The following is a 26,586-nucleotide window of genomic DNA, read 5'->3' as shown; positions in this document are numbered from 1 at the left end:
TCATTGCGAACCCGCGGAGATTACCGCGCGATTGCGTTCGGCGACAACGGGAAGCACCGGTTTGACCACCCGCCGGTCGTAGGTGAGGTAACCGTTCACCTCGTTCTCCACGTCGGTGGTCTGGGTGTAGATCGCCCCGGACAACCCGTTGGCGCGCACCACGTTCTCCAGGTCCCGGCTGACTTCCACATACCGCTCGGTGAGCCGTTGCCGGGTGGGCGTCATCTCGTACGCCTGCGGCGGCCCCGGCCACCGGTTGCCGTCGAGAACCAGCCCCAGCCCGCCGTACTCGCCGTCGACGATCACCCGGTGGTCGCGGATCTGCGGCCGCCCCGGCCCGACGTAGGTGTGGTCGTCGTAGATGTCCCCGGCGCCGGTGTCCGGCCGCGAGAAGCAGCAGTTGACGCCGCTGTTCGGGTTCACCATCCGGCTCGGATCGGCGGACTTGACCGAATTCGCGATCCGCGCGGTGTCGTATTCGCCCCAGCCCTCGTTGAACGGAACCCAGCCCACGATGGACGTGACGCTGCGCAGCTGGTCCACCATCGCCGCGAGCTCGGCCTCGAAATGCGCCTTCGCCTCGGGCACCGGATCCGGCGCGGGCCCCGGCGGGCCGTCGAAGGAGACGGTCAGCGACGGCATGTCCTGCCACACCAGCAAACCCAGTTTGTCCGCCCAGTAGTACCAGCGCGCCGGTTCGACCTTGACGTGCTTGCGGACGAAGTTCAGGCCCAGCGCCTTGGTGCGCTCGAGGTCGAAGCGCAGCGCCTCGTCGGTCGGCGCGGTGTAGATGCCGTCCGGCCAGTACCCCTGATCCAGCGGCCCGTGCAGGAAGGTGATCTTCCCGTTCAACGCGATCCGGGGCCGCCCCTGCGCGTCGTCGACCGTGCCGATCGTGCGCAGTCCCGCGTAACTCCGCACCTCGTCCACCACGTGCCCGAACGGCGAGAGCAGGCGGACCCGCAGGTCGTACAGGTACGGATCGTCGGGCGACCACAGGCGCGGCCGCGGCACCGGGACGCGCAGCCGCTGCCCCGGCTTCCCGGTCGAGCGCGCGACCTCCGCGCCGCCCGGTTCGCTGACGACGACCTCGGCGCGCTGATCGGACACCCCGGAAGCCCTTGGCGTGACGGCGAAACCGGTCAGATCCGGGGTGATGTCCAGCTTGTCCACGTGCGCGTACGGCACCGGCTCCAGCCAGACGGTCTGCCAGATCCCGGACGCGCCGGTGTAGAAGATGCCACCGGGCTTGTTGCGCTGCTTGCCGACCGGGAACGTGTTGATGTCGTTGCGATCCTCGACCCGGACGGTGAGTTCCTGCGAGCCGTGCGAACGCAGCGCGCGCGTGATGTCGGCGGTGAACTCGGTGTACCCGCCCTCGTGCTGCGCGACCTGCTGGTTGTTCACCCAGACCGTGGCGATCTGGTCCACGGCGCCGAAGTGCAGCAGCACGCGCTGGCCGCCCCAGTCCCCGGGGATCTGGAAAACCTTGCGGTACCACATGAAATCGTCGTGCCGCTGGATGCCGGACAGCGCGGACTCCGGCGGGTAGGGCACCAGGATCCGCTCGCCGTACTCGGCGATCGACGGCGGCGCGGACCGCGCGGACGCCGAACGGCCCGCGTACTCCCAGACGCCGTTGAGGTTCTGCCACCGCGGCCGGGTCAGCTGCGGGCGCGGGTACTCCGGGAGCGCGTTGCCCGGTCCCACCTGGTAGGTCCACGGGGTGGACAGCGGCGGGTCCTTCGGCTCCCAGGCCGGCGCCGCGCTCGCCGGGGTGGTCACCATCACAATTCCCGCCAGTACCCCCAGCCCCAGCACCGCCAGACGCTTGATCCTCACGGAACTCAACATCATCCAACAACAGTGACCAAGGTCACCGACCTTGTCAGCGTCTTTTCGGGTGGTTCCTGGCGAACTGGCGGGCTTTTCCGACGGCGGCTACCCCATCTGGCGTCCGCCCGCGCGGCGCCGAACCGACTAGTGAGTAACCTCGGCCCATGCGCGTGCTGATGTTGTCTTGGGAATACCCGCCGGTCGTCGTCGGCGGCCTGGCCCGGCACGTGCACGCGCTGGCCCGGCACCTGGCCCGCGACGGGCACGAGGTGGTGGTGCTCTGCCGCCACGTCGCGGGCACCGACGCCTCGACGCATCCGAAGACCGATCGCGTGGTCGACGGGGTGCGGATCATCCGCGTCGCCGAGGACCCGATGCACGTGACCTTCGAACGCGACCTGGTGGCGTGGACCCTGGCCATGGGCCACGCGATGATCCGCGCGGGCACCGAACTGCTGCGCGGCTGGCAGCCGGACGTGGTGCACGCGCACGACTGGCTGGTGACTCACCCGGCGATCGCGCTCGCCGAGGCCGCCCGCACGCCGCTGGTCGGCACGATCCACGCGACCGAGGCCGGTCGCCACTCCGGCTGGCTGTCCCACCCGCTCAACCAGCAGGTGCATTCGGTGGAGTGGTGGCTGGCCAACCGCGTCGACGAGCTGATCACCTGCTCGCAGGCGATGCGGCGCGAGGTCGCGCACCTGTTCGAGGTCACGGCCGAGGACATCACGGTCATCCACAACGGCATCGAGGAACGCAGCTGGCAGGTGCCCGCGGCGGAGATCGCGCACGCGCGCGAGACCTACAGCCCGTCCGGCGCGCCGCTGCTGCTGTACTTCGGCCGCCTGGAGTGGGAGAAGGGCGTGCAGGACCTGCTGGCCGCGCTGCCCGGCATCCGGCGCGAGCACCCGGGCACCCGGCTGGTCGTCGCCGGGAAGGGCCGCCACCTGGAAGAGCTGATCGAGCAGGCGCGGAAACTGCGGGTGCGGCGGGCGGTGGACTTCGTCGGCCACCTCTCCGACCGCGACCTGCGGGCGGCGCTGGCCGCCGCGGACGCCGTCGTGCTGCCCAGCCGCTACGAGCCGTTCGGGATCGTCGCGCTGGAGGCCGCCGCCGCGCAGGCTCCGCTGGTCGCCTCCACGGCGGGCGGGCTCGGCGAGGTGGTCGTCGACGGCGAGACCGGGCTGGCCTTCGCGCCCGGTGACGTGGCCGCGCTGAGCGCCGCGGTGGACACCGTGCTCGCCGACAGGGCGGCGGCGGCCGAGCGAGCGCGCACGGCACGCTCCCGGCTCGCCGCGGATTTTGACTGGCGCCGGATCGCTCAGGCCACCGCCGAGGTCTATCGCCGAGCGCGCCCCGGTACCGAGACCGAACTGGGCCGGCCCAAGATCGCCACCGGGAACGCTTTCGATCTCTAGAAGCCGCCGCACCTCGGTCTGAAGCAATCCACCTGGTCACCGACCGGCAGAACGTCGAACACGGGTGTCGGCGCCGGGACGGCGGACGCTTCCGCGGCCATGGCCGGGGCGCCGAAACCGACGGCGAGCAGGGCGAACGCGATCATCGCGGAAATACGGTAACGCAACTTCATGGGAAACTCCTGAGGCAGGGAGAGCATCCGTAAGGAGAGCATCTGCTTCGGGAGCGCGAAAAACAATCCGTGGAACACTAGGTAAGCGCTACGTATTCCCGCCCGTATCGCGGTCAGAACACCGGCAACAGCAGGCCGTGTTCGGACTCCGGCCGGGGGCCGAAAACGCGGCGTTCGGACGCGTCGATCCGGACGTCGTTGATACTGGCCTCCCGGCGGCGCAACAGGCCTTCCTCGCTGAACTCCCAGAGTTCGTTGCCGTAACTGCGCCACCACTGCCCGTCGGCGTCGCGGCATTCGTACTGGAACCGCACGCCGATCCGGTTGCCGCGGAAGCCCCACAACTCCTTGCGCAAGGCGTAGTCGAGCTCGCGTTCCCATTTCGCGCGCAGGAATTCGACGATCCGCGGCCGCCCGACGACGTACTGGTCGCGGTTCCGCCACACGGAGTCCGGCGTGTAGGCCAGCGAGACGCGTTCCGGGTCGCGGGTGTTCCAGGCGTCCTCGGCGGCCTGGACCTTCTGCCGGGCGGCCTGCTCGTCGAAGGGCGGGAACGGCGGGCGTGGATTCATCGGAGCCTCCTGTGGGCACGCGGAGAACGCTCGTTCTCCTGTCCTGAGCTAGGCTAGAGAACGACCGTTCTCCGCGCCAGTGAGGAAGATCTCATGGATGCCCAGGAAGCCACCGCCCGGTTGCTCGACGCGGCCGAGGCCCAGTTCTACGCGCGGGGCATCCAGGCGGTCGGGATGGACGTCCTCCGCGCGGAGTCCGGGGTGTCGCTCAAGCGCCTGTACCAGTGCTTCCCGTCGAAGGAACGGCTCGTCGTGGCGTACCTGCGGCGCCGGGACGAACGCTGGCGCGCCCGGCTGGCCGAGTACGTGCGAGCCGCCGGGAACGATCCGCTCGCGGTGTTCGACTGGCTGCACGAGTGGTTCCGCGAACCGGGTTTCCGCGGCTGCGCCTTCCTGAACGCGTTCGGCGAGCTCGGCGCGGAAGCGCCCGGGGTCGCCGCGGCGGTCCGGGAGCACAAGGAGGCCGTGCTCGCGTACCTGCGCGAACTCACCGACCGGCCGGACGTCGACGATCCGGCCGCGCTGGCGCGCCAACTGCTCGCCCTGGTCGACGGGGCGATCGCGGTGGCCGCGACGACCGGCGACCCCGCGGCCGCCCGGACCAGCCGCGCCGCCGCGGCGACCCTGCTCTCCGCCGCCGTTCGCGCCTAGTCGGAAAATTCCCGTATCCCGGCCTTACCGGGAAAAGCACTAGACGGATTCCGCACCCGGCTCCCGAACCGTCCGAAATGGGCAGAGTGAACCGCGATCGATCGCCTCGATTCTGATGGGAGTTCACCGGTGTCGGTTCGAATGGGGCGCCGCGGCGCCATGGTCGCGTTGGGACTCGGCGTGCTGAGCACGGTCGCCGCGGTCCCGGCCCGCGCGGCGGCGTGGCCGTCGGTCCTCGGCGGCCGCGCGCCTTCGCTGCACCCCGAGGGCGTCTGCTGGGATCCGACCCGGCACACCTTCCTGGTCGGCTCGATGCGGCACGGCACGGTCTCGGTGGTGCGGCGGGACGGTTCGGTGCGCACGCTGGTCGACGACGGCGTGATGGTGTCCACGATCGGGGTGCGCGTGGACGCCGCGCGGCGGCGGGTGCTGGCCGCCTACCAGGACCTCGGCGTGGGGACGAAATCCAGCGAGGCGACGAAGAACCGGCAATCCGGGGTCGGCGTCTTCGACCTCGCGACCGGGGCGTTGCGGCACCGGGTCGACCTGTCCGCGGTGCCCGGCGCCGCGCCCGGCGCCCACGGCACGAACGACGTGGCCGTGGACGCGCACGGCAACGCCTACGTCACCGACGTCTCGGCCGGGGAGATCTACCGCGTCGATCCGCACGGGCGGGCGTCCGTGCTGGTCTCCCGCCCCGACCTGCTGGGCAAGGACGGCGTGGGGCCCAACGGGATCGTGTGGCATCCGGCCGGTTTCCTGCTCGCGATCCGGTACGACCGGGGCGAACTGGTCCGCGTCCCGATCCGCGCCCCGCACCGGGCTCGCGTGGTGCGCACGGACGAGGCGTTCGTCGGCGGGGACGGGCTGGCCCTGCGCCCCGACGGCAGTCTGGTGGTCGCGTGCAACCACGTCGCCTGCGCCACGACGTCGAGGGTGTCGGTGCTGCGCTCGTTCGACGGTTGGGCGAGCGCCCGCGCGGTCGCGCGCTCCGGGGTCTGGCCGGACGAGAACCCCAGCACGGTGGCGGTCACCCCGCACGGGACCTACGTGGTCGAGGGCCGCATCGCCGACCTGTTCGCCGGGAAGTACCGCGACACCTTCACCCTCCGCCGCCTGTAGAAGTGGAAGGGGACGGTAACCACTCAGGAAGGAGTCAGCCGGTGGCGGGTCGATGGGGGCGCCGGGGTGTGCTGGTCGCGGCGGGCCTGGGCGTGCTGGGAGCGGCGGCCGGGGTTCCGGCGCGGGCGGCGGGCTGGCCCGCCGTGATCCGCGGTTGCGCGCCCGCGCTGCATCCCGAGGGAATCGCCTGGGACCCGACCCGGCGAACCTTCCTCGTCGGCTCGGTCCGGCACGGGACGATCTCCGTGGTCCGGCCGGACGGCTCGGTGCGCACGCTGGTCGACGACGGCGTGCTGGTGTCCACGCTCGCCGTGCACGTGGACGCCGCGCGGGGCCGGGTGCTCACCGCCTACCAGGATCCCGGGTTCGGGGCCAGGACGAGCGAGGCGACCAAGTACCGGCAGTCCGGGATCGGCGTCTTCGATCTCGCGACCGGCGCGTTGCGGCACCGGGTCGACCTGTCCGCGGGGCGCGCCGGTCACGGCGCCGACGATCTCGTGGTGGACGCGGCGGGGAACGCCTACGTCACCGATATCGCCACTGGTGAGATCCACCGCGCCGATCCGGCCGGGCGGCCGTCGGTGTTGCTCGCCCGGCCCGATCTGCTGGGCAAGGACGGCGTGGGGCCCAACGGAATCGTGTGGCATCCGGCCGGTTTCCTGCTCGTGGTGCGCTACGACACGGGCGCCCTGTTCCGCGTTCCGACGCATGCCCCGGAGCGGATCCGGCCGGTGCGGCTGGACGAGCCGATCGTCGGCGGGGACGGGCTCGCGCTGCGCCCCGACGGCGGCCTGGTGGTCGTGCGCAACCGCATGGCCGCCACCGTCACCCCGCACGTGTCGGTGCTGCGCTCGCCCGACGGCTGGGCCACCGCGCGCACGGTCTCCCGGTCCGGGCCGTGGCCGGACGCGGACCCGACCACGGCGGCGGTCACCCCGCACGGGACCTACGTGCTCGAAGGCCGCCTCGGTGACCTCTTCTCCGGGAAGCTCAGCGACACCTTCACGCTGCGCCGCCTGGACACGTGACGGAACCGGGTGCTGGGGGTCGTGAGTGGACAGACCGGTTAGAGCGGACTCTCATTTGGTCACCTACTTGTGACCTGGCGTTTCCGTTCGACGAGCCGCACTTGGCCGACAAAGTGCGAAACCGCGCTGGGTGGTGGTGCTCGGAGGTACCCAATGCGGCGTTCGGTACCTTCAACGCCCCGAAAGCCACATTGGTGTCCTGCGAGTTCCCCATTTCGGTAGGTGCCCCCGGGCACCCCGACGAGCACGGCCTCGTTGCGGCCCCTCTTGGCCGCCACAGTGCGACGAGCTGCCGGGTGGCAGCCAGGCGGCGCCTGCACGCCCAGGCCGGTCACCGTCTCGTGTAGGGGAACCAAGTACTGGGGGTCGTGAGCGTTCCGGCCGGTTAGAACCGGCCGGAACACTCACGACCCCCATACCCCGCACGGTTCTCATTCGCTGGTGAGGTGGTCGAGCCAGGACTGCCAGGCGGCGGCGCGGGACTCGCGGTCCACGGTGACGCCGTAGAAGTACTGGGTCGTGCTCACCATGTGGTGCAGATCGTCGGCCAGGAAGCGGTAGAAACCGTGCTCGGTGCGGATGCCGAGCAGCGACCCGGCGCGCAGGTCCACCACGCCCTCGATGGGTTCGAGGCCCGCCGGGGTGAGGCGCACCCGCTCGCCGAGCGCCGGATCCGCGCCGAGCCGGGCGATCAGCTTGGCCCACACCGTTTCGCCGGGCAGGTCGGTGAACCCGGTGGCGACCACGTTGGCCACCGGCAGCCCGGGGAAGTACCGGAAGTACTCGGCCAGGTTGTGGAAGAACATGTCCCAGCCCTTGCCGAACCCGTCGTACTCGGCCGCCCAGTCGTCGCCGCCGAAGAATCCGCTTTGGACAAGCCGCAGCACGGTGGTGCCACCTTCCTTGCCCTCGACCAGGAACTCGAGCGTCATCGGGGGTTCGCCGTCCGGACCGGGCGCTCCGTAGACGACCCGCTTGCCCGGCTCCCACTCCAGCACCTGGCCGGCCTGGGTGTTGCCGCCGCCGAAGTCCGCCTCGATCTCCCCGCCCGCCTGCTCGTGCGGCACGAACCAGATCGACATGCCCTCCGGGGTGGAGATCGCCTGCCAGACCTGTTCCGGGTTGGCGGCGAGTTCGATCTCCTTGGCCAGGCGTCGGCGCTCGTCCACCGCGATCAGTCCTGCTGCACGAGCACGATGAGGTTGCCGCAGGTGTCGTCGAACACCGCCTGCGCGCCGAAATCGGTCTTCGTCGGCTCCTGGGTGAACCGGACCCCGCGTTCGGTCATCCGCTCGTAGTCCTTTTGCAGGTCCGTGCTGCCGAGCATGGTGAACGGCATGCCCGCGTCGTAGAGCGTCTTCTTGTACACCTGCGCGGCCGGCTTCCCGTCGATCTGAATCCCGGGGTTGCCGTCCGGCTCGAGGAGCAACTCGACGCCGTCCGGCGCGTCGGGCGAGACGACGGTCAGCCACTTGGCGCCGCCGACCGGGATGTCGGTCTTCTTCACGAAGCCCAGCACGTCGGTGTAGAACGCCAGGGCTTTGTCCTGGTCGTCGACCAGGATGCTGGTCACCGGAACGAACATCATCAGCCTTTCTCTTCTCCTCGAACAGCCGGATGCACGGCGATCACCTCCTCGTCGCGCAATCACACCTTCGCACCGACAACTTTTTTTGTCAAGGCGGGAACCTCCCCATGAACGGGTGAACCGCGAAAACAGAACGGGCCGGGTAGGAGGGAACCTCTCCTACCCGGCCCGCGTTCGTACCGTCCGACCGGGCGGCACCGCCGGTTTCCCTTGTCAGGTGAGGGAAACCGGAGTCATCGGTAATCGGTGAGATACCGCGCGTACGCACCCGTGGTGAGGAAGCTGGGCAGCTTCTCGCCGAGCGCGGTCTCGACGAAGATCTCGCGGGCGTCGTCGAGGCGGTTGCCTTCGCCCAGATCGGCGCGGACCTTCGCGAGCTCCTCCTCGAGGAACCCGGTGACCAGCTGGTGCGTCACCGCGGTGCCGTCGTCGAGCTTGGTGCCGTTGCGGATCCACTGCCACACCTGGCACCGCGCGATCTCCGCGGTGGCCGCGTCCTCCATCAGGTTGAAGATCGCCGCCGCGCCGGTGCCCCGCAGCCAGGCGTCCACGTACCGCAGCGCGACGTTGATGTTGGCGCGCAAGCCGTTCTCGGTCACCTCGCCGCCCGCGCTCGCCACGTTGAGCAGATCGTCGGCGGTGACCACGACGTCTTCGCGCAGCTTGCCGATCTGGTTGGGCTTGTCGCCGAGCACGCCGTCGAACACCTCGCGGCACACCGGGACCAGGCCGGGGTGCGCCACCCACGAACCGTCGAACCCGTCGCCCGCCTCGCGTTCCTTGTCCTGCCGGACCTTCTCCAGCGCGGTCGCGTTGATCTCGGGATCCTTGCTGGGGATGAACGCGGCCATCCCGCCGATCGCGTGCGCGCCGCGGCGGTGGCAGGTGCGCACCAGCTGTTCGGTGTAGGCCCGCATGAACGGCACGGTCATCGTCACCTGCGCGCGGTCCGGCAGCACGAAGTCGGCGCCGCGGCTGCTGAAGTTCTTGATGACGCTGAAGATGTAGTCCCAGCGGCCCGCGTTCAGCCCGGCCGCGTGCTCGCGCAGTTCGTAGAGGATCTCGTCCATTTCGAACGCCGCGGTGATCGTCTCGATCAGCACGGTGGCCCGGATGGTGCCGCGCGGGATGCCGAGTTCGTCCTGTGCCAGCAGGAAAACGTCGTTCCAGAGCCGGGCTTCGAGGTGGCTTTCCAGCTTCGGCAGGTAGAAGTACGGACCGCTGCCGCGGGCGAGCAGCTGGCGGGCGTTGTGGAAGAAGTACAGTCCGAAGTCGACCAGGCTCGCCGAAACCGGCCGCCCGTCGATGCGGATGTGCTTCTCCACCAGGTGCCAGCCCCGCGGCCGGGCGACGATGGTGGCCGGGCTGTCGCCGATCGCGTAGCGCTTCCCGTTCTCCGTCGTGAAGTCGATGTTCCGGCGGATCGCGTCGAACAGGTTGAGCTGCCCGTCGACGATGTTGTGCCAGGTCGGCGAGGTCGCGTCCTCGAAGTCCGCGAGCCACACCTTCGCCCCGGAATTCAGCGCGTTCACCGTCATCTTGCGGTCGGTGGGACCGGTGATCTCGACCCGCCGGTCCTCCAGCCCCGGGGCCGCACCGGCCACCCGCCAGTCGCCCTCGCGGACCCACCGGGTCTCGTGCCGGAAGTCCAGCTCCTCCTCGCCGGTCCCGAGCTTCTCCCGGCGCAGCCGGCGCGCGTCCAGCAGCTCCCGGCGCCGACCGGCGAACTCGTTGTCCAGCCGCGCCACGAAGTCCAGTGCGGCCGGGGTGAGGATCTCGTCGAACCGGTTACCCGCCGGACCGGTGACCTCGATCCGGTAGTTGAGCCTGGCAGCCATCTCGTCCCTCCAGAGGGGCGTGGTCGGAAGTTTTGGGGCACTCGGCCGGTTTCGCGCGCGTGGAAGGCATGCGCGAAACCGGCCGAGTGCGGGATCAATCCGTCAGAACTGGGCTTCCTCGGTGGAGCCCTTGAGCGCGGTGGTCGAGCTCTCCGGGTTCAGCGCGGTGGACACCTGGTCGAACCAGCCGGTGCCGACCTCGCGCTGGTGCTTGGTCGCGGTGTATCCGCGGTCCTCGGCGGCGAACTCGCGCTCCTGCAGGTCGACGTAGGCGGTCATGCCGTCCGCCGCGTAGCCCTTGGCCAGGTCGAACATCGAGTAGTTCAGCGCGTGGAAACCGGCCAGCGTGATGAACTGGAACTTGTAGCCCATGTGGCCCAGCTCGCGCTGGAACTTCGCGATGGTCGCGTCGTCCAGGTGCTTCTTCCAGTTGAACGACGGCGAGCAGTTGTAGGCCAGCAGCTGGTCCGGGTACTTCGCCTTGATCGCCTCGGCGAAGCGGCGCGCGACCTCGAGGTCGGGCTCGGAGGTCTCCATCCACAGCAGGTCGGCGTACTCGGCGTAGGCCAGGCCGCGCTCGATGCACGGCTCGATGCCGTTGCGCACGGTGTAGAAGCCCTCGGAGGTGCGCTCGCCGGTGACGAACTTGCGGTCGCGCTCGTCCACGTCGCTGGTGAGCAGCGTGGCGGCCTGGGCGTCGGTGCGGGCGATGATCACCGACGGCACCCCGGCCACGTCCGCCGCGAGGCGGGCCGCGTTCAGGGTCCGCTCGTGCTGCTTGGTCGGGATCAGCACCTTGCCGCCGAGGTGGCCGCACTTCTTCTCCGAGGCGAGCTGGTCTTCCCAGTGCACACCCGCGGCGCCGGCGGCGATCATGCCCTTCATCAGCTCGAACGCGTTGAGCGGGCCACCGAAGCCCGCCTCGGCGTCGGCGACGATCGGCGCGTACCAGTCGATCGAGGTGTCGCCCTCGGCCCAGGTGATCTGGTCGGCGCGGCCCAGCGCGTTGTTGATCCGGCGGACCACGGCCGGCACCGAGTTGGCCGGGTACAGGCTCTGGTCCGGGTAGGTCTGGCCCGCGAGGTTCGCGTCCGCGGCCACCTGCCAGCCGGACAGGTAGATCGCCTTGAGCCCGGCGCGCACCTGCTGCACGGCCTGGTTACCGGTCAGCGCGCCCAGCGCGTGGATGTAGTCCTCGGTGTGCAGGAGGTCCCACAGCTTCTCCGCACCGCGGCGGGCGAGCGTGTTCTCCTCGACCACACTGCCGCGCAGCTTGACCACGTCGGCGGCGGAGTACGACCGCTTCACGCCCCGCCAGCGAGGGTCGGTCTCCCACTGCTTGGCGAGCTCTGCTGCCGCCTGCTCCACCTGGTTGGCCTCTGCCATCGGTTCTCTCCACCTTTGCGAACTTTGCGATTACTCGCCTTGCTACCGCGACCATGGCATGTCCAGCGGAAACGCAGCCAGCCCTCCAATTTGCCAATTTCTGCGAAGATTCCGTAGCATCCTGTGAAGGTTGCGAACTCGCCCTTTCGCAGCCCTTCGAAAATCCACGGGCTTGATCGTTTACTTAATCGTTCAGGCCCGGAAACCTTGCGGACAGGGAGGCCGGCGTGGACAAAACATTCGCCGGGGCACGGCTGCGGCACCTGCGCGAAAGCCGCTCGATGAGTCAGGCGGACCTCGCGCGTGTGCTGGAGATCTCACCCAGTTACCTCAACCAGATCGAGCACAACTCCCGGCCGCTGACCGTCCCGGTGCTGCTGCGCATCACCGAGGCGTTCGGCGTGGACACCGAGTTCTTCGCCAACAACGACACCGCCCGCCTGGTCGCCGACGTCAAGGAGGCCCTGCTGGACGAGGTGATCGGCGCGGAGGTCTCCACCGGTGAGCTGAACGACCTGGCCACGAACCTGCCGACCATCGCGCAGGCCCTGGTCAAACTGCACCGCAGCTACCGCAACGCGGTGGAGAACACCGCGGCGCTGACCACCGAGAACGGCACCGGCCTGCACGGCAGCGCGGCCGCCCCGCTGCCGCACGAGGAGGTGCGCGACTTCTTCTACGAGCGGGAGAACTACGTCGCCGAACTGGACGAGCGCGCCGAGCGGATGGCCGCGGAGGTCCCGCTGCGCCGCGGCGAGGTGCTCGGCGCGCTGCGCGCCCGGCTGACCGATCGCTACGGCGTGCGGGTCACCAGCGAGGGCATCGACGAATCGGCGGGCGAGCAGCACCGCTACGAACCGGGGGCCCGCATCCTCCGCCTCGCGCCGAGCCTGCGCGTCGGCCAGCAGGCGTTCCGCATGGCCTCCCAGATCGCCCTGCTCGAATACGACGACCTGATCACCGAACTCGCCGACTCGTGGGCGTTCTCCGGCCCGGCCGCCCGCTCGCTGGCCCGGGTCGGCCTGGCGAACTACTTCGCGGGCGCGCTGATCCTGCCCTACGGCGCGTTCCACTCCACCGCGGAACGGTTCCGCTACGACATCGAACGGCTCTGCGACCACTTCGGCGTCGGCTTCGAAACCGTGTGCCACCGGCTGTCCACGCTGCAGCGGCCGAAGATGCGCGGGGTGCCGTTCTCGTTCGTCCGGGTGGACCGCGCGGGCAACATGTCCAAACGCCAGTCGGCGGCCGGTTTCCACTTCTCCCGCGTCGGCGGCGCATGTCCACTGTGGACCGTGTACGAGGCGTTCGCCACGCCGGGCAAGATCCTCACCCAGATCGCCAGCCTGCCGGACGGGAAGAGCTACTTCTGGATCGCGCGGACGATCTCGCGCAACATCGGCGGCTACGGCAGCCCGGGCAAGATGTTCACCGTCGGCCTCGGCTGCGAACTGCGGCACGCGCGGCGGCTGGTCTACTCGACCGGCCTCGACCTGGACGACAAGGCCGCCGCCACGCCGATCGGCATGGGCTGCAAGGTGTGCGAACGCCCCGCCTGCCCGCAGCGCGCGTTCCCGACCATCGGCAAGCAGCTCACCGTGGACGAGAACACCAGCACGTTCGTCCCCTACCCCGCGGTGCCGAAGTCGTCCTAGGGGTCAACTCCGTTCGCGAAGCAGGACGGCCACGCCCGCGGCGACCGCGAAGAGCGCGGCCAGCACGGCGAAGGCCAGCCGGTAGCCCGCGGCCGCGGCGGCGGCTTCGGGCATCCCGGTGGCGGCGAGCGCGTCCTGGCGGCGCAGGGCGACCGTCACGAACGTGGCCAGGCCGAGCGCCCCGCCGAGCTGGTAGACGGTCGTCTGCACCCCGGAACCGATGCCCGCGTCGTCCCCGGTGACGCCGTGCAGCGCGGCGACCGCGAGCGCCGGGAAGCAGGTGCCCAGCCCGAAACCGAGCAGCAGCGTGCCGGGCAGCACCTGCGCGGCGAACGAGCCCTGCGCGGGAAGCCAGCTCAGCCAGCACATCCCGGCCGCGCCGAGGACGAATCCGGCGGTCAGCGCGGCGCGCAGGCCCAGCCGTTTCATCAGCTGCGCGGACGCGGCGTACCCGGCGAGGGTGACCGCGCAGAACGGCAGGTACGCCAGCCCGGTCCACAGCGCGGAGAACCCGAGAACGTCCTGCAGGTAGAGGGTGAACAGGAAGAAGAACACCGTCATCGCGATGGCGAGCACCACGTTCAGCAGGTTCGCGAGCAGGCGGATCCGGTTGCCGAAGAAGGACAGCGGGAGCAGCGGATGCGCGGTGCGGCGCTCCACCACGACGAACCCGGTGAGCGCGGCGGTCCCGGCCACCAGCGGGACGAGCACCCGCGGGCTCGCCCACGCGTGCGTGGCGGCGGCGAGCAGCCCGTCGACCAGGGCGAGCAGGCCGCCGGTCACCAGGATCGCGCCCGGCACGTCGATCCGGCCGCCCGTGCTGGCCCGGCTCTCCGCGGTCAACCGGACCACGCGGAACGCGGCGAACGCGGCGACCGGGAGGTTGATCAGGAACAGCCAGCGCCAGTTCGCCAGTTCGGTGATGACCCCGGAGAGCAGGACGCCCGCGGTGGCCGCGGTGCCGGTCACCCCGGCCCAGACCCCGAACGCCTTCGCCCGGGCGGCGGGCTCGGGGAACAGCAGGGCGATCATCGACAGCGCGGCCGGGGAGGCGAGCGCCTCGCCGATCCCCTGCGCGAACCGCGCGCCGACCAGGACCGCCGGATCCCAGGCGAGCCCGCAGAGCAGCGACGCCAGCGCGAACACGCCGATCCCCGCGATGAACGTCCGGCGGCGGCCGAGCAGGTCACCGAGCCGCCCGCCGAGCAGGAGCAGCCCGCCCGCGGCGAGGACGTAAGCGTTGACCACCCAGCCGAGCCCGACCGGGGAGAAGCCGAGATCGCGCTGCACGGTCGGGAGCGCGACGTTCACCACCGAGTTGTCGATCAGGATCATGAACTGCGCCAGCGCGAGCACGAACAAAGCTCGCCAGCGGCGCGGATCGGTTCCCGCCTCGGGCGGTGCGGACTGGACAGCGGGCATCGAATCTCCTTCACGACCGGGATGCGGTGTCCAGGACAGCAATCCCGCTCGCGCGGCGTCCAACAAGTTCTCGCGCGCATTGACAACTCCCGGTTGTCACCCCAGGCTGGCCGCTTGTGGATCTTGATCTGACGCTGGTTCGCTCGTTCGTCGCGACCGCCGAGGAACGGCATTTCGGCCGCGCCGCCGCGCGCCTGTTCGTCACGCAGCAGGCACTGTCCAAACGCATCGGCCGCCTGGAGAACCACCTCGGCGCCACCCTGCTCACCCGCACCACCCGCGGTGTTTCCCTCACCGAAGCGGGCCTTCGTTTCCTCGACCCGGCCCGGCGCGCCCTGGACGCCGCCGACCTCGCCGTCGCCGCGGTGCGCCAGGAGGAACGCATGCTGCGCGCCGACGTCGTCGACGACCGCCTCTCCCCGATGCGGCTGATCCGGCGGCTCATCGACGAACGGCCCGAGGTGCCGCTGAACCTCACCGCGCGCCAGTCGCTGTCCGCCGCGCTGCCCGCGCTCGCCCGCGGCGAGATCGACGCGGCCTTCGGTCGCCCGTACGACCTCGCCGGAACCTGGCCGAAGGGGCTCGCGCACCGCCTGGTCCGCCTCGAACCGGTGCGCGCCCTGGTGACGCCGGGCCATCCGCTCGCCGACCGCCCCGCGCTGGACCTCGCCGAGCTGGCCGAGCACGGGATCTGGATGCCCGCGTTCGCCGAACGTTCCGAATGGGCGGGCTGGGTCCGCGAACTGACCGAGCGCTTCGGAATTCCCCTGGTGGAGGCGGGTCCCGCGATCGGCGAGGACCACTTCGCGGAGCAGATGTGGCAGTACCGCGCGCGAGCTTCCCTCGGCGGCGCGGACGTGTCGTACGCCTACACCCCGGACATCCGCACGATCCCGCTGGCGAACCCGGAACCGCTGCACGCGTGGTGCCTGGTGTGGCGCGCGGACGACCGGCACCCGCTGGTCAGCCGCCTGCTCGAACTCGCCCGCGAAGAGGCGGGCGCCTGGCTCGCCTACGACCCGGCCACCCAGTGGCTACCCGACGCCGACCTCCCCCTCCTGGACTGATCTCCCCGCCGCGAGTTGCACATTCAGGCACGCGAGTTACACGTTCGGGCACCCGAATTGCACGTTCGGGCACCCGAATTGCGCACTCGTGGTACGCGAGTGGTCTCTGTGGGGCGCCGCGGGGCGCATTCGGGCTGCCGGATGCGCGGTGTGCGGTACCCGGCGGGTTCCCGATCGCGGTGGACGCCGGGAAGCCGACCGGTGTCCGGGGTGGTCTCGAATGTGTACTTCGCTTACCCGAGCGTGTAGTTCACTTGCTTGAGTGTGGAGTTCGGCGGCGGAACGGGGACTCGGGATCAGGATTCGCCGAGGGTTTTCTGGAGGGCTTTGTCGGCTTTGCGGGCCATGTCCTTGACGGCTTCGCGGCGTTCCGCGTCGGCTTCGTAGTCGGCCTTGCGGTCCCGGACGACCCGGGCCGGGGAGCCGACCGCGATCGCGTAGTCCGGGATGTCGCCGCGGACCACGGCGTGGGCGCCGAGCACGCAGCCCCGGCCCACCCGGGTCCCCTTGAGCACCGACACCTTGGTGCCGATCCAGGTGTCCGGGCCGATCCGCACCGGCGACTTCACGATGCCCTGGTCCTTGATCGGCAGGTTGATGTCCGTGGTGACGTGGTCGAAGTCGCAGACGTACACCCAGTCCGCCACCAGGGTCGCCGCGCCCAGTTCGATGTCCAGGTAGCAGTTGACGACGTTCTGGCGGCCGAACACCGACTTGTCCCCGATCCGCAGCGACCCCTCGTGACAGCGGATCGCGTTGCCGTCGCCGATGTGGACCCAGCGCCCGATCTCCAGCCGCCCGTAGCCCGGGCGGCAGTGGATCTCCACGTCCTTGCCGAGGAACACCATGCCGCGCAGGACGATGTGCGGATTGGCGATCCGGAACTTGAACAACCGCCAGTACCGGACCAGATACCAGGGCGTGTAGGCGCGGTTGCGCAGCACCCAGCACAGGGAATCGGCGGTCAGGAACTTCGCCTGGCGCGGATCCCGGCGGGCACGCCGCCACGCACGCAGCCGCGAGATCGCGGGGGAACCCCACATGGACGTCATGCCTGTGACCGTAACCTGTGACCGGGACACTCACGGCCGAGGGAGCCATATGGGGACGAAGCTGATCATCGACACCGATCCCGGGGTCGACGACGCGTTCGCGATCGCGCTGGCCGCGCTGAGCGAGGACGTGGACCTGCTCGGGGTGACCACGGTGTTCGGCAACGTGCCGCTGTCCGCGACGACCCGGAACGCGCTGCGCCTGCTCGCGCTGTGCGGGCGCGGGGACGTCCCGGTCGCGGCGGGCGCCGAGCGCCCGCTGGTCTACCCGCATCCCCACCGGGGGACCTACGCGCACGGCGCCGACGGGCTGTCCGGCCGGGCCGAGGTGCTGCCGCAGCCGGGGCGCGAACTCGAACCGGTCGACGCGGTCAGCCTGCTGGTTTCCCTGCTGGAGGCCGCCGAGGAGCCGGTCACCATCGCGCCGATCGGCCCGCTCACCAACATCGCGCTGCTGCTCGCCGCGCACCCCGGCATCCGGGAGAAGATCGACCGGCTGGTGATCATGGGCGGCGGCCTCGACCACGGCAACACCACGGCCGCCGCGGAGTTCAACATCTGGAGCGATCCCGAAGCGGCCCGCCGGGTGCTCGTCGAGGAGCACGTGCCGTGCGTGCTGGTGCCGATGGACCTGACGCACCGGTGCGCGGTGGACGCCGACTGGCTGGCGAAGCTGGCCGCCTCGGGGTCGGTCGGCGCGGCGCTGAACGGGCTCACCCCGGACTACGTCGAGTACTACAAGAAGGCCCTCGGTTTCGCGGGCATCGCGATGCACGACGCGGTCGCGGTGGCCGAGGCGATCCGCCCCGGCATCCTGCGGACCGAGGAGTTACCGGTGGAGGTCGAATGCTCGTTCGGCCCGAGCCGCGGGGCGACCGTGGTGGACCGCAGGCGACCGGCGTTGCGCGCCAAGATGAACCAGGACGCCCCGGCCGTGGCCGTCGCGGTGGACACCGATCTCGACGGGCTGCGCGGTTTCGTGCTCGACCGGATCGCGGGCGGGCAGTCATGACCGAGCAGGAGCAGTCCCGGCCCGCCGGGCGGCGGAAGTTGCTGGTCACGCTGGCCGCGGTCGGCGTGGTCGCGGCCGCGCTGGTCGCCGTGGTGCAGCTCGGCCCGGGCGAGCAGGCGGCCAGCGTCGCGAACACCTCCGCGGCCCCGGCTCCCCCGCCGCCTCCGTCGGAGGCCCCGGCGGCGCCCGCCGAGCAGAAGGTCAGCCAGCCGCCGCAGACCCCGGCCCAGCAGGTGCCGAACACCCCGGGGAGTGAGTTCGACGCGTGGGTCGGCAAGGTCGCCGGCTGGCTGGACATCCCGCCGCGGGCGATGTCCGGCTACGCGAAGACGACCGTGACGATGACCAAGGAACAGCCGAACTGCCACCTGTCCTGGGTGACCCTCGCCGCGATCGGCCGGGTCACCACCAACCACGGCCGGGCCACCGGCGCCGCGCTCGGCGACGACGGCACGATGGCCAAACCGATCGGCACCCTCGAGGTCAAGGACTTCTACGGCAAGGTCGTCTCCACCCCGAACGCCTCCGGCCCGATGCAGCTGTCCCCCGCGCTGTGGAAGAAGTGGGGCAAGGGCAACGCGCAGAACATCGACGACGCGTCCCTGGCCACCGGCCGCGCGCTGTGCGACGGCGGCCTCGACCTCACCCGGGGCGAGGCGTGGTGGAAGGCGGTGTCCACGCTGCAGGGCGCGCCGCTGTTCCTGCACCGCGTGCTGGCGACCGCGAACGTGTACGGGACCGTCGGCCGGGACGCCGAACCGCCGAAGCCGCCCGTGCTCAAGGCGGTGAACTTCGCGATCGAGAAGATCGGCCTGCCGTACGTGTGGGGCGGCAACGGCGAGGAGAAGGGCGACCTCGGTTTCGACTGCTCGGGGCTGACCACCGCCGCCTACGGCAGCGCGGGGATCACGCTCAAACGCACCGCGCACTGGCAGTACGGCAGCGTGCCGCTGATCCCGTCCGGCTCCGATCCGCGACTCGGCGACCTGATCTTCTACGGGAACCCGGCGACCAAGATCCACCACGTCGGGATCTACATCGGCAACCAGCAGATGATCGACGCGCCGACCTTCGGGCAGGCGGTCCAGGTGCACACCTACCGCAAACCCGGTGACGACTACGCGGGCGCGGGCCGCCCGGCGGCCTGAGTTCCCTGGCGTCTTTTCCACGCAGCGGCCAAGATTGCCGGATGATCGAGACAGCCGATTACGACGGCATCGCGCTCCTGACGCTGCACCACGGACCGGTGAACGCGCTGGATCTGGAGTTGCTCACCGCCGTTCCCGAGACCTTGGCCGCCGTCGCCGACGCCCGCGCCGTCGTGCTCACCGGCAGCGGGCGGTCGTTCTCGGCAGGGGTGGATCTGAAGCGGATCGCCGACGGCGGTCCGCGGTATGTCGAGGAGTTCCTGCCGGCGCTGAGCCTCGCCGCGCTCACCTTGTTCGAGCATCCGAAGCCGGTCGTCGCCGCGGTGAACGGGCACGCGCTGGCCGGCGGCTGCGTGCTGGCGGCCGCCTGCGACATCCGGCTGATGTCGAGTGGCACCATCGGGCTCACCGAACTCGCCGCGGGCGTGCCGTTCCCCACGGTGCCCCTGGAGATCATGCGCCACGCCGTCGGCCCGGCGCTGGACGCGATGGTGCTCGAGCCCGGCCGGCTGGCTCCCGACCAGGCCACCTCGATCGGCCTGGTGCACGAAATCGTCGAGGCCGACCAGCTGCTCACCGCGGCCCTGCGCCGGGCGGAAGGGCTCTGCGCCGCCCCACCCGACGTGTACGCCCTCGCCAAGCGCCAGCTCCGGCGGCCCGCCCGCGAGCGCATGGACGCCGACCGGCCGGCGGATGATCCCCGGGTGCTGGAACTCTGGAGCGCCGAGCGCACCGGCCAAACCCTGCGCGACTACCTCGCCTCCCTGCGCCGAACCTAGAATTCCCCGGTTTCCGGTGTCGATTCGGGGTCGCCCCGGTCGACGCACGGGTATGACTGAGAATTCGCACGAACCGATCTCGACCACCAACCTCGACCGGTACGGGTCCGCGGAGCTGCCGTGGAGCCGTGCGCGCGACCTCCTCGTCAGCGACACGCCCACGGCCGACCTGACGTTCTTCGTGGCGACCGTGCGCCCCGGCGGACGCCCGCACTCGGCGGGCGTCGGGGCCGTGTGGGTGGACGACGCGCTGTACTTCACCGGCGGGCCGGGCACGCGCAGGTCGCGCAACCTGGCGGCGAACCCGGCGTGCAGCGTGTCGGTGCGCTTGCGCGGCCTCGACCTGGTGCTCGAAGGCGAGGCCCACCGGGTCACCGATCCGTCCACTTTGGAACGTGTGGCGGCCGTTTACCGCGTGGGCGGGTGGCCGGCCGCGGTGGAAGGTGACGCGCTCACCGCCCCGTACAGCGCCCCCAGCGCCGGGCCGCCACCCTGGCACCTGTACCGCCTCACCCCGCACACCGCCGTCGGCGTGGCCGGCGCCGAGCCGCACGGCGCCACCCGCTGGGACTTCCCCCGCTGAACCGGCCTTGGCCGCCACCGCATGTTGGTGACTCGAATGTCGGTGGCGGCCTCTACCATTCCGCGAGTGACCGCCTACGACGACCTTGACGCGTTCGAGCACCTGGACACCTCGACCCTGCCGCCCCGCCAGCAGCGAATCCTGGCCACGATCCGGGATTGGGTGGTCCGGTACGGGTACTCGCCGAGCACGCGGGAAATCGGCGACGCGGTCGGCCTGCGGTCTTCGTCGTCGGTGTCGAAACACCTGGCGAGCCTGGAGGAGAAGGGTTTCCTGCGGCGCGGCACCACGATGTCCCGGCCGATCGACGTGCGCGTGTTCCTGCGGGAGCCTTCGACGCGGGAGCCCGCCGAAGACTCGGTGAGCGTGCCCGTGGTCGGCGACATCGCCGCGGGCACGCCCATCGCGGCCGAAGAGCACGTCGACGACATGCTGACGTTGCCCCGCGAGCTCACCGGGCGGGGCAACGTGTTCGGGCTGCGCGTGCGCGGTGACTCGATGATCGACGCCGCGATCTGCGACGGCGACATCGTCGTGGTGCGCCAGCAACCCGAAGCCCACTCGGGCCAGATCGTCGCCGCGATGATCGACGGCGAGGCCACCGTCAAGGTGTTCCGCCGCCGCAACGGTCACGTCTACCTCGAGCCGCGCAACCCGGACTACGAAGTCATCGACGGCGACGAGGCCGTGGTGCTGGGCACCGTCGTCTCGGTGCTGCGCAGCGTCTGAGTTTTCAGGGCGCGGGTGGCGGCGCGATCGGCGGTTTGTCGGCGGCGCCGTAGGACAGCCGCAGGGCCGCCCACCCGTTCCGCTCCCGGGCGCAGATCTCCTCCACGGCCTCCACCAGTGCGGTGCTGGCGCCGGGTTCGGCGTATTTGCCGTGCTGGGCGGCGAAGAGCGCGATCTCCCGCTCGATCGCGTAGCGCGCCCGCGTTCTGCTCGTCCAGTTCTCCTTGTAGCTGCCCAGCGCGCGAATACCGTTGAGCAACACCGCCAGCGAGCCGAAGACCGCGATCAGCCGCGAGTCGAGGGCGTAGGCGGCCAGCGCCGGAATGGCGGCGCTCACCACCAGACTGGACAGCTCCACAATGGAATGGCGGCGCCGGGCGGTCCACGAGGATCGCTGGTAGCGGCGCCACTCCGCCAGGACCGACGGGGGAACGGGCTGACCATCGGCTCCGCGGACCTCGAGGATCCAGTCGCTTGCCGTCGACGGGCGCGATTCTGACACCGTCGCAACTTGTCACCCGCGCCCGCGCCGGTCAAGCGATCCAGGCGCAACTCGACACGTGTCAAGTAGGCTCGGGGCGTGCCCGAGGCAAGACGGCGGTTGACCCCGGAACAGCGGCGTAGCCAGTTGCTCGACGTCGGCGCCGCGATGTTCGCCGAGCACGCGTACGAGGACGTGCTGATGGAGGACATCGCGGCGCGGGCCGGGGTTTCGCGCGCGCTCGTGTACCGGTACTTCCCCGGCAAGCGCGACCTGTTCGCGGCGATCTTCCAACGGGACAGCGAGCGGCTGCTGGCCGCGAGCGAAATCGACCCCGCGCTGCCGATGGCCGACCAGGTGCGCGCCGGGCTCGACGCGCACCTGGACTACTTCGCCACGCACAAGCAGAACATCCTCACCGCGAACTACGGCGCCCTGGCCGGAGACCCGGCGGTGCAGGCGATCATCTCCGACGAACTGGCCGCGCTCCGCAACCGCATGCTCGAAGCCCTGGGTAGCCGGGGACACGCGCGGGAGGTGGCTTCGGTGGCGCTGCACGGCTGGCTGGCGTTCGTCCGCACGGTGTGCGTCGAATGGTTGCTGGGCTCGGAGTTGTCCCGGGACGAGGTGCGCGACCTGTGCTTCCGCGCCCTGTCCGGCCTGTTCGCCGCACAGCTCGGCTTCGACCGGCTCACCGGCGCGGAAGAGCAGCGCTAGGAGCTTTGCCGACGGCGAACAACCGCGCCGCACCGGCGAGGACGAGCGCGAGCGCCACCAGCAGCGCGCTGACCCACAGCGCCGAGCGGTAGCCGAGCGCCGCGCCGATGGCCACGCCGCCGAGCGTGGGGCCGAGTGCGGCGCCGACGTTGAACGCGGCCGTGGCGAAGCCCCCGCCCAGGGTCGGCGCGCCCGGCGCCGCGTAGAGCGCCTGCGAAATGAGGGTGGAGCCGACGCCGAAGGAGAGGGCTCCTTGGACGAGCACCAGCACGAGCGTCGCCACCGGGTTTCCGGCCGTCAGCGCGAAGAGCACCCAGCCGAGGAGCAGCGCGACCCCGCCGATCACCAGCAGCCGCCCGGGATGCGCGTCGGCCAGGCGGCCGCCGAGGGTGACGCCGAGGAACGAACCCAGGCCGAAGAGCGCCAGCAGCACGGGCACCCAGCCGGTGCCGAAGCCGGACACCCCGGTGACCAGCGGCCCGAGGTAGGTGAACGTGCAGAACGTCGCGCCGTTCACCAACGTGCCCAGGAGCAGGGTCACCAGCAGCCGCGGGCTGCGCAGCGCGCGCAGTTCCCGGCGCGCGCTCGGCGCGGCCGGGTCGGCGGCCCCGCCCGGTACCGAGCGCAGGATGGCGAGGAGCGCGGGAACCGAGATGATCGCGACCGCCCAGAACGCCGCACGCCATCCCCACACCTGGCCGAGCAGCGCACCGGCGGGAACGCCCGCGACGCAGGCGAGCGTGACCCCGCCGAGCAGGACGGAAGTGGCGCGCCCCTTGGCGTTCGGTTCGACCAGGGCGGTCGCGGTCGCCAGGCCCACCGCCAGGAACCCGGCGTTGGCCAGCGCGCCGACGACCCGCGTGGCCAGCAGCACGCCGAAGCTGGTGGTGACCGCCCCGAGGACGTGCACAAGCAGGAAGGCGGTCAGGAAGACCAGCAGCGCGCGCCGCCTCGGCCAGCGCAGGCTCAGCATCGCCATCAGCGGCGCGCCGATGATCATCCCTGCCGCGAACGCGGTGGTGAGGGATCCCGCGGCCGGAATGGACACGTGCAGATCGTCGGCGATGTCCGCGACGAGACCGGAAAGCATGAACTCGGACGTGCCCTGGGCGAACACCGCCAGGGCGAGCAGGTAAAGAACGAATGGCACAGCAGAACTCCGCAACCGTGATCAGGAATCGACAGCGCGACGGCCGCCGACCGTCCGATGAGGACACCGCGGCTACCGCGCGTGAGGAGAAGAGGCCGAAAACAGCCCACGTCAGAACGATCCGGTGGCAGAGTTCCCCGCGAACAGAGGTTCAGCGGGTTCGGCGAAGACAGCCACCGGACAACCGGTGGCTAGAGTCTGGACGCCTCGGGGCTGGACATGGGGTGCACGCTAACGGCACCCCGGCCACCGTGTCCACCCGTTTACGTCGGCGAAAGTGGCAGCACTTTCGGGTTTCGGGGCAGGGGTTGGAAATTCCGGTTCTGTCAGGGGTGGGTGAAACAATGAGCCATCGCTGCACAGAGAGGTCACCGCGTTGTCCGGACAGAGCCATACCAATAGAAACAAACGCCGCCTGGGGCGCAAACTCCGCGAGATGCGGGAGCGCGCCGAAATGACCCTGAACGAAGCCGCGTCCCTGCTCGACAAGACGCGCACCAGCCTGCACCGGATCGAGGTCGGCGAGACCCTGGCCGACGTGCACCTGATCCGCACCATGATGGACATCTACGACCACCGCGACGACAGCCTGCTCGATCTTTCCCGGGAGGCCAAGAAGAAGGGCTGGTGGTACCCCTTCTTCGGCCCCACCACCGAACCCACGTACGTCGAGGACGAAGCCGCGGCCAGCCACGTTTTCTTCTTCGAGGTAGTCACCATTCCCGGGTTGTTGCAGACCGAGCCGTACATCCGAGACTGCTTCGCCGCGATGCGGATGCCTTGGACCAAGACACGCGTGGATGACGTGGTCACCGTGCGAAAGATTCGCCAGAAACGCCTGTCCGACAAAGAGAAACCCCTGCACATGCACGCGGTGATCGACGAGCTGGTGCTGCGCCGGATGGTGGGCGGGCGCGAGGTGATGCGCGACCAGCTGCTGCATCTGATCGAGATGGCCAACCTGCCGACCGTGACGCTCCAGATACTTCCGGCCCGCGTCGGGGCGCATGCCTCGATGGATGGCGCCTTCACCGTGCTGAGCTTCCCCGAACCCGACGAGCCCGATGTGCAGTACGTGGACCATCAGGGCGGCACAGTGCGCATCGACAAACCCGATCGGGTGAAAAAGACTAAGGTGGTCTTCGAACGCCTGAGCGCGATGGCCTTGCCACCAGCCGAGTCGATCCGGCCGGTCGAGGAGGTGATCGCCGAACTCTACGGCCCGTGAAGGGAGCGGCGATGCCAGCAGCCGCCGATCTGACCACCGCGGTGTGGCGCAAGAGCAGCCGATCCAGTCCCACTAACGATCAGAGTGCCTGTGTCGAGGTGGCCTTCGTCGAACCCGCCGTCGCCGTGCGAGATTCCAAACGACCCGAGGGCGGCGCGCTCGTCCTCCCGGCCACCGCATGGCGGCACTTCCTGCACACCGTGCGGCCGTGATGCTCGCCGAGCTGACCACCGCGGTATGGCACAAGAGCAGCCGATCCAGCACCACCTCCGATCAGAGCGCCTGCGTCGAGGTGGCCTTCGTCGAACCCGCCGTCGCCGTGCGGGACTCCAAGCAGCCCGAAGGCGGCGCGCTCGTCCTCCCGGCCACCGCATGGCGGCACTTCCTGCACACCGTGCGGCCGTAAGGCTTGGGCCGGTCGGGCGTTTTGTCGGGTCCGCGCTGACCTGCGAGGATGACCTCCCCCACGATCAAGGAGGATCTCATGGCATCTCGGCTCAACCCGTATCTCCGCTTCGCCGACAACGCACGGCAGGCCATGGAGTTCTACCGGGAAGTCTTCGGCGGCGACCTGTCCCTGAACACCTTCGGCGACGCCGGTATGGCCGACTCCCCGGACGCCGCCAAGATCATGCACGCCATGCTGGAGACCCCCAGCGGATACACCCTCATGGCCTCCGACACGCCGCAGGGGATGGAGCACCAGCCGGGCAACAACATCACGGTGAGCCTGAGCGGCGACGATTCCGGCGAACTGCGCGGCTACTGGGAGAAGCTGTCCGAGGGCGGCGCCGTCTCGGTGCCCCTGGAGAAGCAGATGTGGGGTGACGAGTTCGGGATGTGCGTGGACCGCTTCGGCATCCCGTGGATGGTCAACATCACCCAGCCGCAGGGCTGACGCGCGGCGGCATGGGCGAAGACCGCTTGCGCGCGTGGATCCGCGAGGACTTCGGCGTCGAACTCACCGCGCTCGACCGGGTGGACCACGGTTTGGACACGGCCGCGGCGGTCTGGTGCGGAACCGGGTCCGGTGGTGATCGGTACGCGGTCAAGTGGAGCGGCGGCGGGAGCACGGCCGGGCTGCTCGTCCCGGCGCGGCTCGCCGCGCTCGGCGTGCCGGGGATCGCGGCGCCCTTGACCGCTCGTTCGGGGAAACCCTGGAGCGAACGGGAAGGCCGCCGGTTGTCCCTGGTGCCGTGGGTGTCGGACGAGGGCGCGCTCGGCCGGATGACCGAGCGGCACTGGCAGTCCTTCGGCGCGTTGCTGGCGCGGGTGCACGCCGCCCCGGCCGGGATGGCGGACCTCCTGCCCCGGGAGCGGCGCGACCACGAGCGGTGGGCGGCCGAGGTGCGGTCCCTCGACGAGCGGCTGCGCGCGCCCTCCGGGGATCACCTGGTCCGCGCCCTGGCGGCGGACTGGCGCACCGCGTCCGGCCGCATCGGGGACCTCCTCGAGCAGGCCGGAGACCTGGCGGGGCGGCTGCCCGACCGGCCGGGGGTCGTCTGCCACGGCGACCCGCACCTGGGCAACGTGCTGGTCCGGGGCGACGAGCGGGTGTGGCTGATCGACTGGGACGACGCCGTGCTCGCCCCACCGGAACTCGACCTGATGTTCGTGCTCGGCGGGGTGCTCTACTTCGCGCCGGTCGGCCCGCGCGAGCAGGCGTGGTTCTTCGACGGGTACGGGCCGGTGGACCTCGACCCCGCGCTCGTGGCCTACTACCGGTCCATGCGTGCGCTCGAGGACCTCACCGAACTGGCCGCGCAGGTCGGCGACGTCACCGGCTACCCGGAGAGCGAGCGCGCCGAGGCGCTGGCCCACTTCCGCGGGGTGCTCTCGCCGACCGGTCTCGCGGATCTCGCACTTTCTTCGCCAGCGATGTCGAGAAACCCCGAGCGCCTCCGACTGCCTGATGAGAGGGTCCACTCCGGACACCCCGCCGGCTAGAGGA

The 26,586-nt window shown here is 70.5% G+C and carries 28 protein-coding genes; 17 read left to right on the top strand and 11 right to left on the bottom strand.

The genetic code is table 11. The features are described from left to right. Entirely contained in the window at positions 1-1,788 is a 1,788-nt protein-coding gene (locus tag FXO23_RS22815) for a glycoside hydrolase family 2 protein (RefSeq protein ID WP_218952131.1), read from the bottom strand. 212 nt (positions 1,789-2,000) lie between these two features. Between FXO23_RS22815 and FXO23_RS22810 the strand changes: the two genes are divergently transcribed. After that, complete coding sequence (locus FXO23_RS22810; RefSeq protein WP_158887434.1) at positions 2,001-3,254, top strand: glycosyltransferase family 4 protein; 1,254 nt, start codon at positions 2,001-2,003, stop codon at positions 3,252-3,254. On the opposite strand, the gene FXO23_RS22805 is transcribed toward FXO23_RS22810, so the two are convergent. Both FXO23_RS22805 and FXO23_RS22800 read right to left on the bottom strand, forming a co-directional pair. Further along, positions 3,251-3,427 carry a hypothetical protein gene (locus FXO23_RS22805; RefSeq protein ID WP_158887433.1) on the bottom strand — a complete coding sequence of 59 codons (177 nt, stop codon included), beginning with the start codon at positions 3,425-3,427 and terminating at the stop codon, positions 3,251-3,253. The genes FXO23_RS22810 and FXO23_RS22805 overlap by 4 nt on opposite strands. A gap of 113 nt (positions 3,428-3,540) precedes the next feature. Further along, positions 3,541-3,999 carry a nuclear transport factor 2 family protein gene (locus tag FXO23_RS22800; RefSeq protein WP_158887432.1) on the bottom strand — a complete coding sequence of 153 codons (459 nt, stop codon included), beginning with the start codon at positions 3,997-3,999 and terminating at the stop codon, positions 3,541-3,543. A 93-nt stretch (positions 4,000-4,092) separates the two neighbouring features. Here FXO23_RS22800 and FXO23_RS22795 point away from each other — a divergent pair, with 93 nt between their 5' ends. The 3 genes from FXO23_RS22795 (at position 4,093) to FXO23_RS22785 (ending at position 6,800) form a co-directional block, all read left to right on the top strand. After that, on the top strand, positions 4,093-4,650 hold the full coding sequence (locus FXO23_RS22795; RefSeq protein ID WP_158887431.1) for a TetR/AcrR family transcriptional regulator: 558 nt from the start codon (positions 4,093-4,095) through the stop codon (positions 4,648-4,650). Positions 4,651-4,779: 129 nt separating this feature from the next. Next, on the top strand, positions 4,780-5,772 hold the full coding sequence (locus tag FXO23_RS22790) for an SMP-30/gluconolactonase/LRE family protein (protein WP_158887430.1): 993 nt from the start codon (positions 4,780-4,782) through the stop codon (positions 5,770-5,772). A gap of 41 nt (positions 5,773-5,813) precedes the next feature. After that, complete coding sequence (locus FXO23_RS22785; protein WP_158887429.1) at positions 5,814-6,800, top strand: SMP-30/gluconolactonase/LRE family protein; 987 nt, start codon at positions 5,814-5,816, stop codon at positions 6,798-6,800. Positions 6,801-7,231: 431 nt separating this feature from the next. On the opposite strand, the gene FXO23_RS22780 is transcribed toward FXO23_RS22785, so the two are convergent. The 4 genes from FXO23_RS22780 to aceA all read right to left on the bottom strand — a co-directional run bounded on the left by FXO23_RS22780 (position 7,232) and on the right by aceA (position 11,612). Further along, entirely contained in the window at positions 7,232-7,969 is a 738-nt protein-coding gene (locus FXO23_RS22780; protein ID WP_158887428.1) for an SRPBCC family protein, read from the bottom strand. A 5-nt stretch (positions 7,970-7,974) separates the two neighbouring features. Further along, positions 7,975-8,388 carry a VOC family protein gene (locus FXO23_RS22775; protein WP_281356575.1) on the bottom strand — a complete coding sequence of 138 codons (414 nt, stop codon included), beginning with the start codon at positions 8,386-8,388 and terminating at the stop codon, positions 7,975-7,977. 233 nt (positions 8,389-8,621) lie between these two features. After that, positions 8,622-10,226, bottom strand: coding sequence for a malate synthase A (aceB, locus tag FXO23_RS22770; RefSeq protein WP_158887427.1), 1,605 nt, complete (start codon positions 10,224-10,226; stop codon positions 8,622-8,624). A gap of 102 nt (positions 10,227-10,328) precedes the next feature. Then, on the bottom strand, positions 10,329-11,612 hold the full coding sequence (gene aceA / locus FXO23_RS22765) for an isocitrate lyase (protein WP_158887426.1): 1,284 nt from the start codon (positions 11,610-11,612) through the stop codon (positions 10,329-10,331). A 227-nt stretch (positions 11,613-11,839) separates the two neighbouring features. Here aceA and FXO23_RS22760 point away from each other — a divergent pair, with 227 nt between their 5' ends. After that, positions 11,840-13,267, top strand: coding sequence for a short-chain fatty acyl-CoA regulator family protein (locus FXO23_RS22760; protein ID WP_158887425.1), 1,428 nt, complete (start codon positions 11,840-11,842; stop codon positions 13,265-13,267). Positions 13,268-13,270: 3 nt separating this feature from the next. On the opposite strand, the gene FXO23_RS22755 is transcribed toward FXO23_RS22760, so the two are convergent. Then, complete coding sequence (locus FXO23_RS22755) at positions 13,271-14,689, bottom strand: MFS transporter (RefSeq protein ID WP_158887424.1); 1,419 nt, start codon at positions 14,687-14,689, stop codon at positions 13,271-13,273. 116 nt (positions 14,690-14,805) lie between these two features. On the opposite strand from FXO23_RS22755, the gene FXO23_RS22750 reads away from it, so the two are divergent. Then, a complete protein-coding gene (locus tag FXO23_RS22750; protein ID WP_158887423.1) occupies positions 14,806-15,756 on the top strand; it encodes a LysR family transcriptional regulator in 951 nt (316 codons plus the stop codon). A gap of 296 nt (positions 15,757-16,052) precedes the next feature. On the opposite strand, the gene FXO23_RS22745 is transcribed toward FXO23_RS22750, so the two are convergent. Continuing rightward, a complete protein-coding gene (locus FXO23_RS22745; RefSeq protein ID WP_158887422.1) occupies positions 16,053-16,808 on the bottom strand; it encodes an acyltransferase in 756 nt (251 codons plus the stop codon). 49 nt (positions 16,809-16,857) lie between these two features. Here FXO23_RS22745 and FXO23_RS22740 point away from each other — a divergent pair, with 49 nt between their 5' ends. The 5 genes from FXO23_RS22740 (at position 16,858) to lexA (ending at position 21,059) form a co-directional block, all read left to right on the top strand. Beyond that, entirely contained in the window at positions 16,858-17,820 is a 963-nt protein-coding gene (locus FXO23_RS22740) for a nucleoside hydrolase (protein ID WP_158887421.1), read from the top strand. Continuing rightward, on the top strand, positions 17,817-18,968 hold the full coding sequence (locus FXO23_RS22735) for a C40 family peptidase (protein ID WP_158887420.1): 1,152 nt from the start codon (positions 17,817-17,819) through the stop codon (positions 18,966-18,968). Before FXO23_RS22740 ends, FXO23_RS22735 begins: the two co-directional genes overlap by 4 nt. 41 nt (positions 18,969-19,009) lie before the next feature. Next, positions 19,010-19,747: an enoyl-CoA hydratase/isomerase family protein gene (locus FXO23_RS22730; RefSeq protein ID WP_158887419.1), complete on the top strand. Its 738-nt coding sequence runs from the start codon at positions 19,010-19,012 to the stop codon at positions 19,745-19,747. A 52-nt stretch (positions 19,748-19,799) separates the two neighbouring features. Then, positions 19,800-20,330, top strand: coding sequence for a pyridoxamine 5'-phosphate oxidase family protein (locus FXO23_RS22725; RefSeq protein WP_158887418.1), 531 nt, complete (start codon positions 19,800-19,802; stop codon positions 20,328-20,330). Positions 20,331-20,396: 66 nt separating this feature from the next. Further along, positions 20,397-21,059, top strand: a complete 663-nt coding sequence (lexA, locus tag FXO23_RS22720) for a transcriptional repressor LexA (protein ID WP_158887417.1) — start codon at positions 20,397-20,399, stop codon at positions 21,057-21,059. Between the two features lie 4 nt (positions 21,060-21,063). Here the strand turns inward: lexA and FXO23_RS22715 are convergent, their stop codons facing one another. Continuing rightward, entirely contained in the window at positions 21,064-21,561 is a 498-nt protein-coding gene (locus FXO23_RS22715) for a DUF4231 domain-containing protein (RefSeq protein ID WP_158887416.1), read from the bottom strand. 78 nt (positions 21,562-21,639) lie between these two features. On the opposite strand from FXO23_RS22715, the gene FXO23_RS22710 reads away from it, so the two are divergent. Next, positions 21,640-22,257, top strand: coding sequence for a TetR/AcrR family transcriptional regulator (locus FXO23_RS22710; protein ID WP_246257679.1), 618 nt, complete (start codon positions 21,640-21,642; stop codon positions 22,255-22,257). Here FXO23_RS22710 and FXO23_RS22705 read toward each other — a convergent pair. After that, positions 22,232-23,407, bottom strand: coding sequence for a Cmx/CmrA family chloramphenicol efflux MFS transporter (locus FXO23_RS22705; protein WP_158887415.1), 1,176 nt, complete (start codon positions 23,405-23,407; stop codon positions 22,232-22,234). The two genes, FXO23_RS22710 and FXO23_RS22705, sit on opposite strands and share 26 nt — an antisense overlap. 376 nt (positions 23,408-23,783) lie before the next feature. Here FXO23_RS22705 and FXO23_RS22700 point away from each other — a divergent pair, with 376 nt between their 5' ends. The 5 genes from FXO23_RS22700 to FXO23_RS22680 all read left to right on the top strand — a co-directional run bounded on the left by FXO23_RS22700 (position 23,784) and on the right by FXO23_RS22680 (position 26,582). Then, the gene (locus FXO23_RS22700) at positions 23,784-24,635 is read left to right on the top strand and encodes a helix-turn-helix domain-containing protein (protein ID WP_281356574.1); all 852 of its coding nucleotides are present in this window, start codon (positions 23,784-23,786) and stop codon (positions 24,633-24,635) included. Between the two features lie 11 nt (positions 24,636-24,646). Next, complete coding sequence (locus FXO23_RS22695) at positions 24,647-24,847, top strand: DUF397 domain-containing protein (protein WP_158887414.1); 201 nt, start codon at positions 24,647-24,649, stop codon at positions 24,845-24,847. Next, positions 24,847-25,041 (top strand): DUF397 domain-containing protein, encoded by a 195-nt coding sequence (locus FXO23_RS22690; protein WP_158887524.1) that lies wholly within the window; start codon positions 24,847-24,849, stop codon positions 25,039-25,041. The genes FXO23_RS22695 and FXO23_RS22690 overlap by 1 nt, the downstream gene beginning before the upstream one ends. A 78-nt stretch (positions 25,042-25,119) precedes the next feature. Beyond that, entirely contained in the window at positions 25,120-25,533 is a 414-nt protein-coding gene (locus FXO23_RS22685; protein ID WP_158887413.1) for a VOC family protein, read from the top strand. 11 nt (positions 25,534-25,544) lie between these two features. Further along, complete coding sequence (locus FXO23_RS22680) at positions 25,545-26,582, top strand: phosphotransferase enzyme family protein (protein ID WP_158887412.1); 1,038 nt, start codon at positions 25,545-25,547, stop codon at positions 26,580-26,582. Positions 26,583-26,586 lie beyond the last annotated feature (4 nt).

It is taken from the genome of Amycolatopsis anabasis, from assembly GCF_009765355.1.
In the GTDB taxonomy this organism is placed as follows: Bacteria; Actinomycetota; Actinomycetes; order Mycobacteriales; family Pseudonocardiaceae; genus Amycolatopsis; species Amycolatopsis anabasis.
Note: the sequence above shows the minus strand (reverse complement) of the source record. Positions and strands in the feature narration are given on the sequence as shown.

Coding starts and splice junctions, on each gene's coding strand:
- FXO23_RS22815 (WP_218952131.1), bottom strand. CDS start 1,788: ATGGTGACCACCCCGGCGAGCGCGGCGCCGGCCTGGGAGCCGAAGGAC.
- FXO23_RS22810 (WP_158887434.1), top strand. CDS start 2,001: ATGCGCGTGCTGATGTTGTCTTGGGAATACCCGCCGGTCGTCGTCGGC.
- FXO23_RS22805 (WP_158887433.1), bottom strand. CDS start 3,427: ATGAAGTTGCGTTACCGTATTTCCGCGATGATCGCGTTCGCCCTGCTC.
- FXO23_RS22800 (WP_158887432.1), bottom strand. CDS start 3,999: ATGAATCCACGCCCGCCGTTCCCGCCCTTCGACGAGCAGGCCGCCCGG.
- FXO23_RS22795 (WP_158887431.1), top strand. CDS start 4,093: ATGGATGCCCAGGAAGCCACCGCCCGGTTGCTCGACGCGGCCGAGGCC.
- FXO23_RS22775 (WP_281356575.1), bottom strand. CDS start 8,388: ATGATGTTCGTTCCGGTGACCAGCATCCTGGTCGACGACCAGGACAAA.
- aceB (WP_158887427.1), bottom strand. CDS start 10,226: ATGGCTGCCAGGCTCAACTACCGGATCGAGGTCACCGGTCCGGCGGGT.
- aceA (WP_158887426.1), bottom strand. CDS start 11,612: ATGGCAGAGGCCAACCAGGTGGAGCAGGCGGCAGCAGAGCTCGCCAAG.
- FXO23_RS22755 (WP_158887424.1), bottom strand. CDS start 14,689: ATGCCCGCTGTCCAGTCCGCACCGCCCGAGGCGGGAACCGATCCGCGC.
- FXO23_RS22745 (WP_158887422.1), bottom strand. CDS start 16,808: ATGACGTCCATGTGGGGTTCCCCCGCGATCTCGCGGCTGCGTGCGTGG.
- FXO23_RS22740 (WP_158887421.1), top strand. CDS start 16,858: ATGGGGACGAAGCTGATCATCGACACCGATCCCGGGGTCGACGACGCG.
- FXO23_RS22735 (WP_158887420.1), top strand. CDS start 17,817: ATGACCGAGCAGGAGCAGTCCCGGCCCGCCGGGCGGCGGAAGTTGCTG.
- FXO23_RS22730 (WP_158887419.1), top strand. CDS start 19,010: ATGATCGAGACAGCCGATTACGACGGCATCGCGCTCCTGACGCTGCAC.
- FXO23_RS22725 (WP_158887418.1), top strand. CDS start 19,800: ATGACTGAGAATTCGCACGAACCGATCTCGACCACCAACCTCGACCGG.
- FXO23_RS22695 (WP_158887414.1), top strand. CDS start 24,647: ATGCCAGCAGCCGCCGATCTGACCACCGCGGTGTGGCGCAAGAGCAGC.
- FXO23_RS22690 (WP_158887524.1), top strand. CDS start 24,847: ATGCTCGCCGAGCTGACCACCGCGGTATGGCACAAGAGCAGCCGATCC.
- FXO23_RS22685 (WP_158887413.1), top strand. CDS start 25,120: ATGGCATCTCGGCTCAACCCGTATCTCCGCTTCGCCGACAACGCACGG.
- FXO23_RS22680 (WP_158887412.1), top strand. CDS start 25,545: ATGGGCGAAGACCGCTTGCGCGCGTGGATCCGCGAGGACTTCGGCGTC.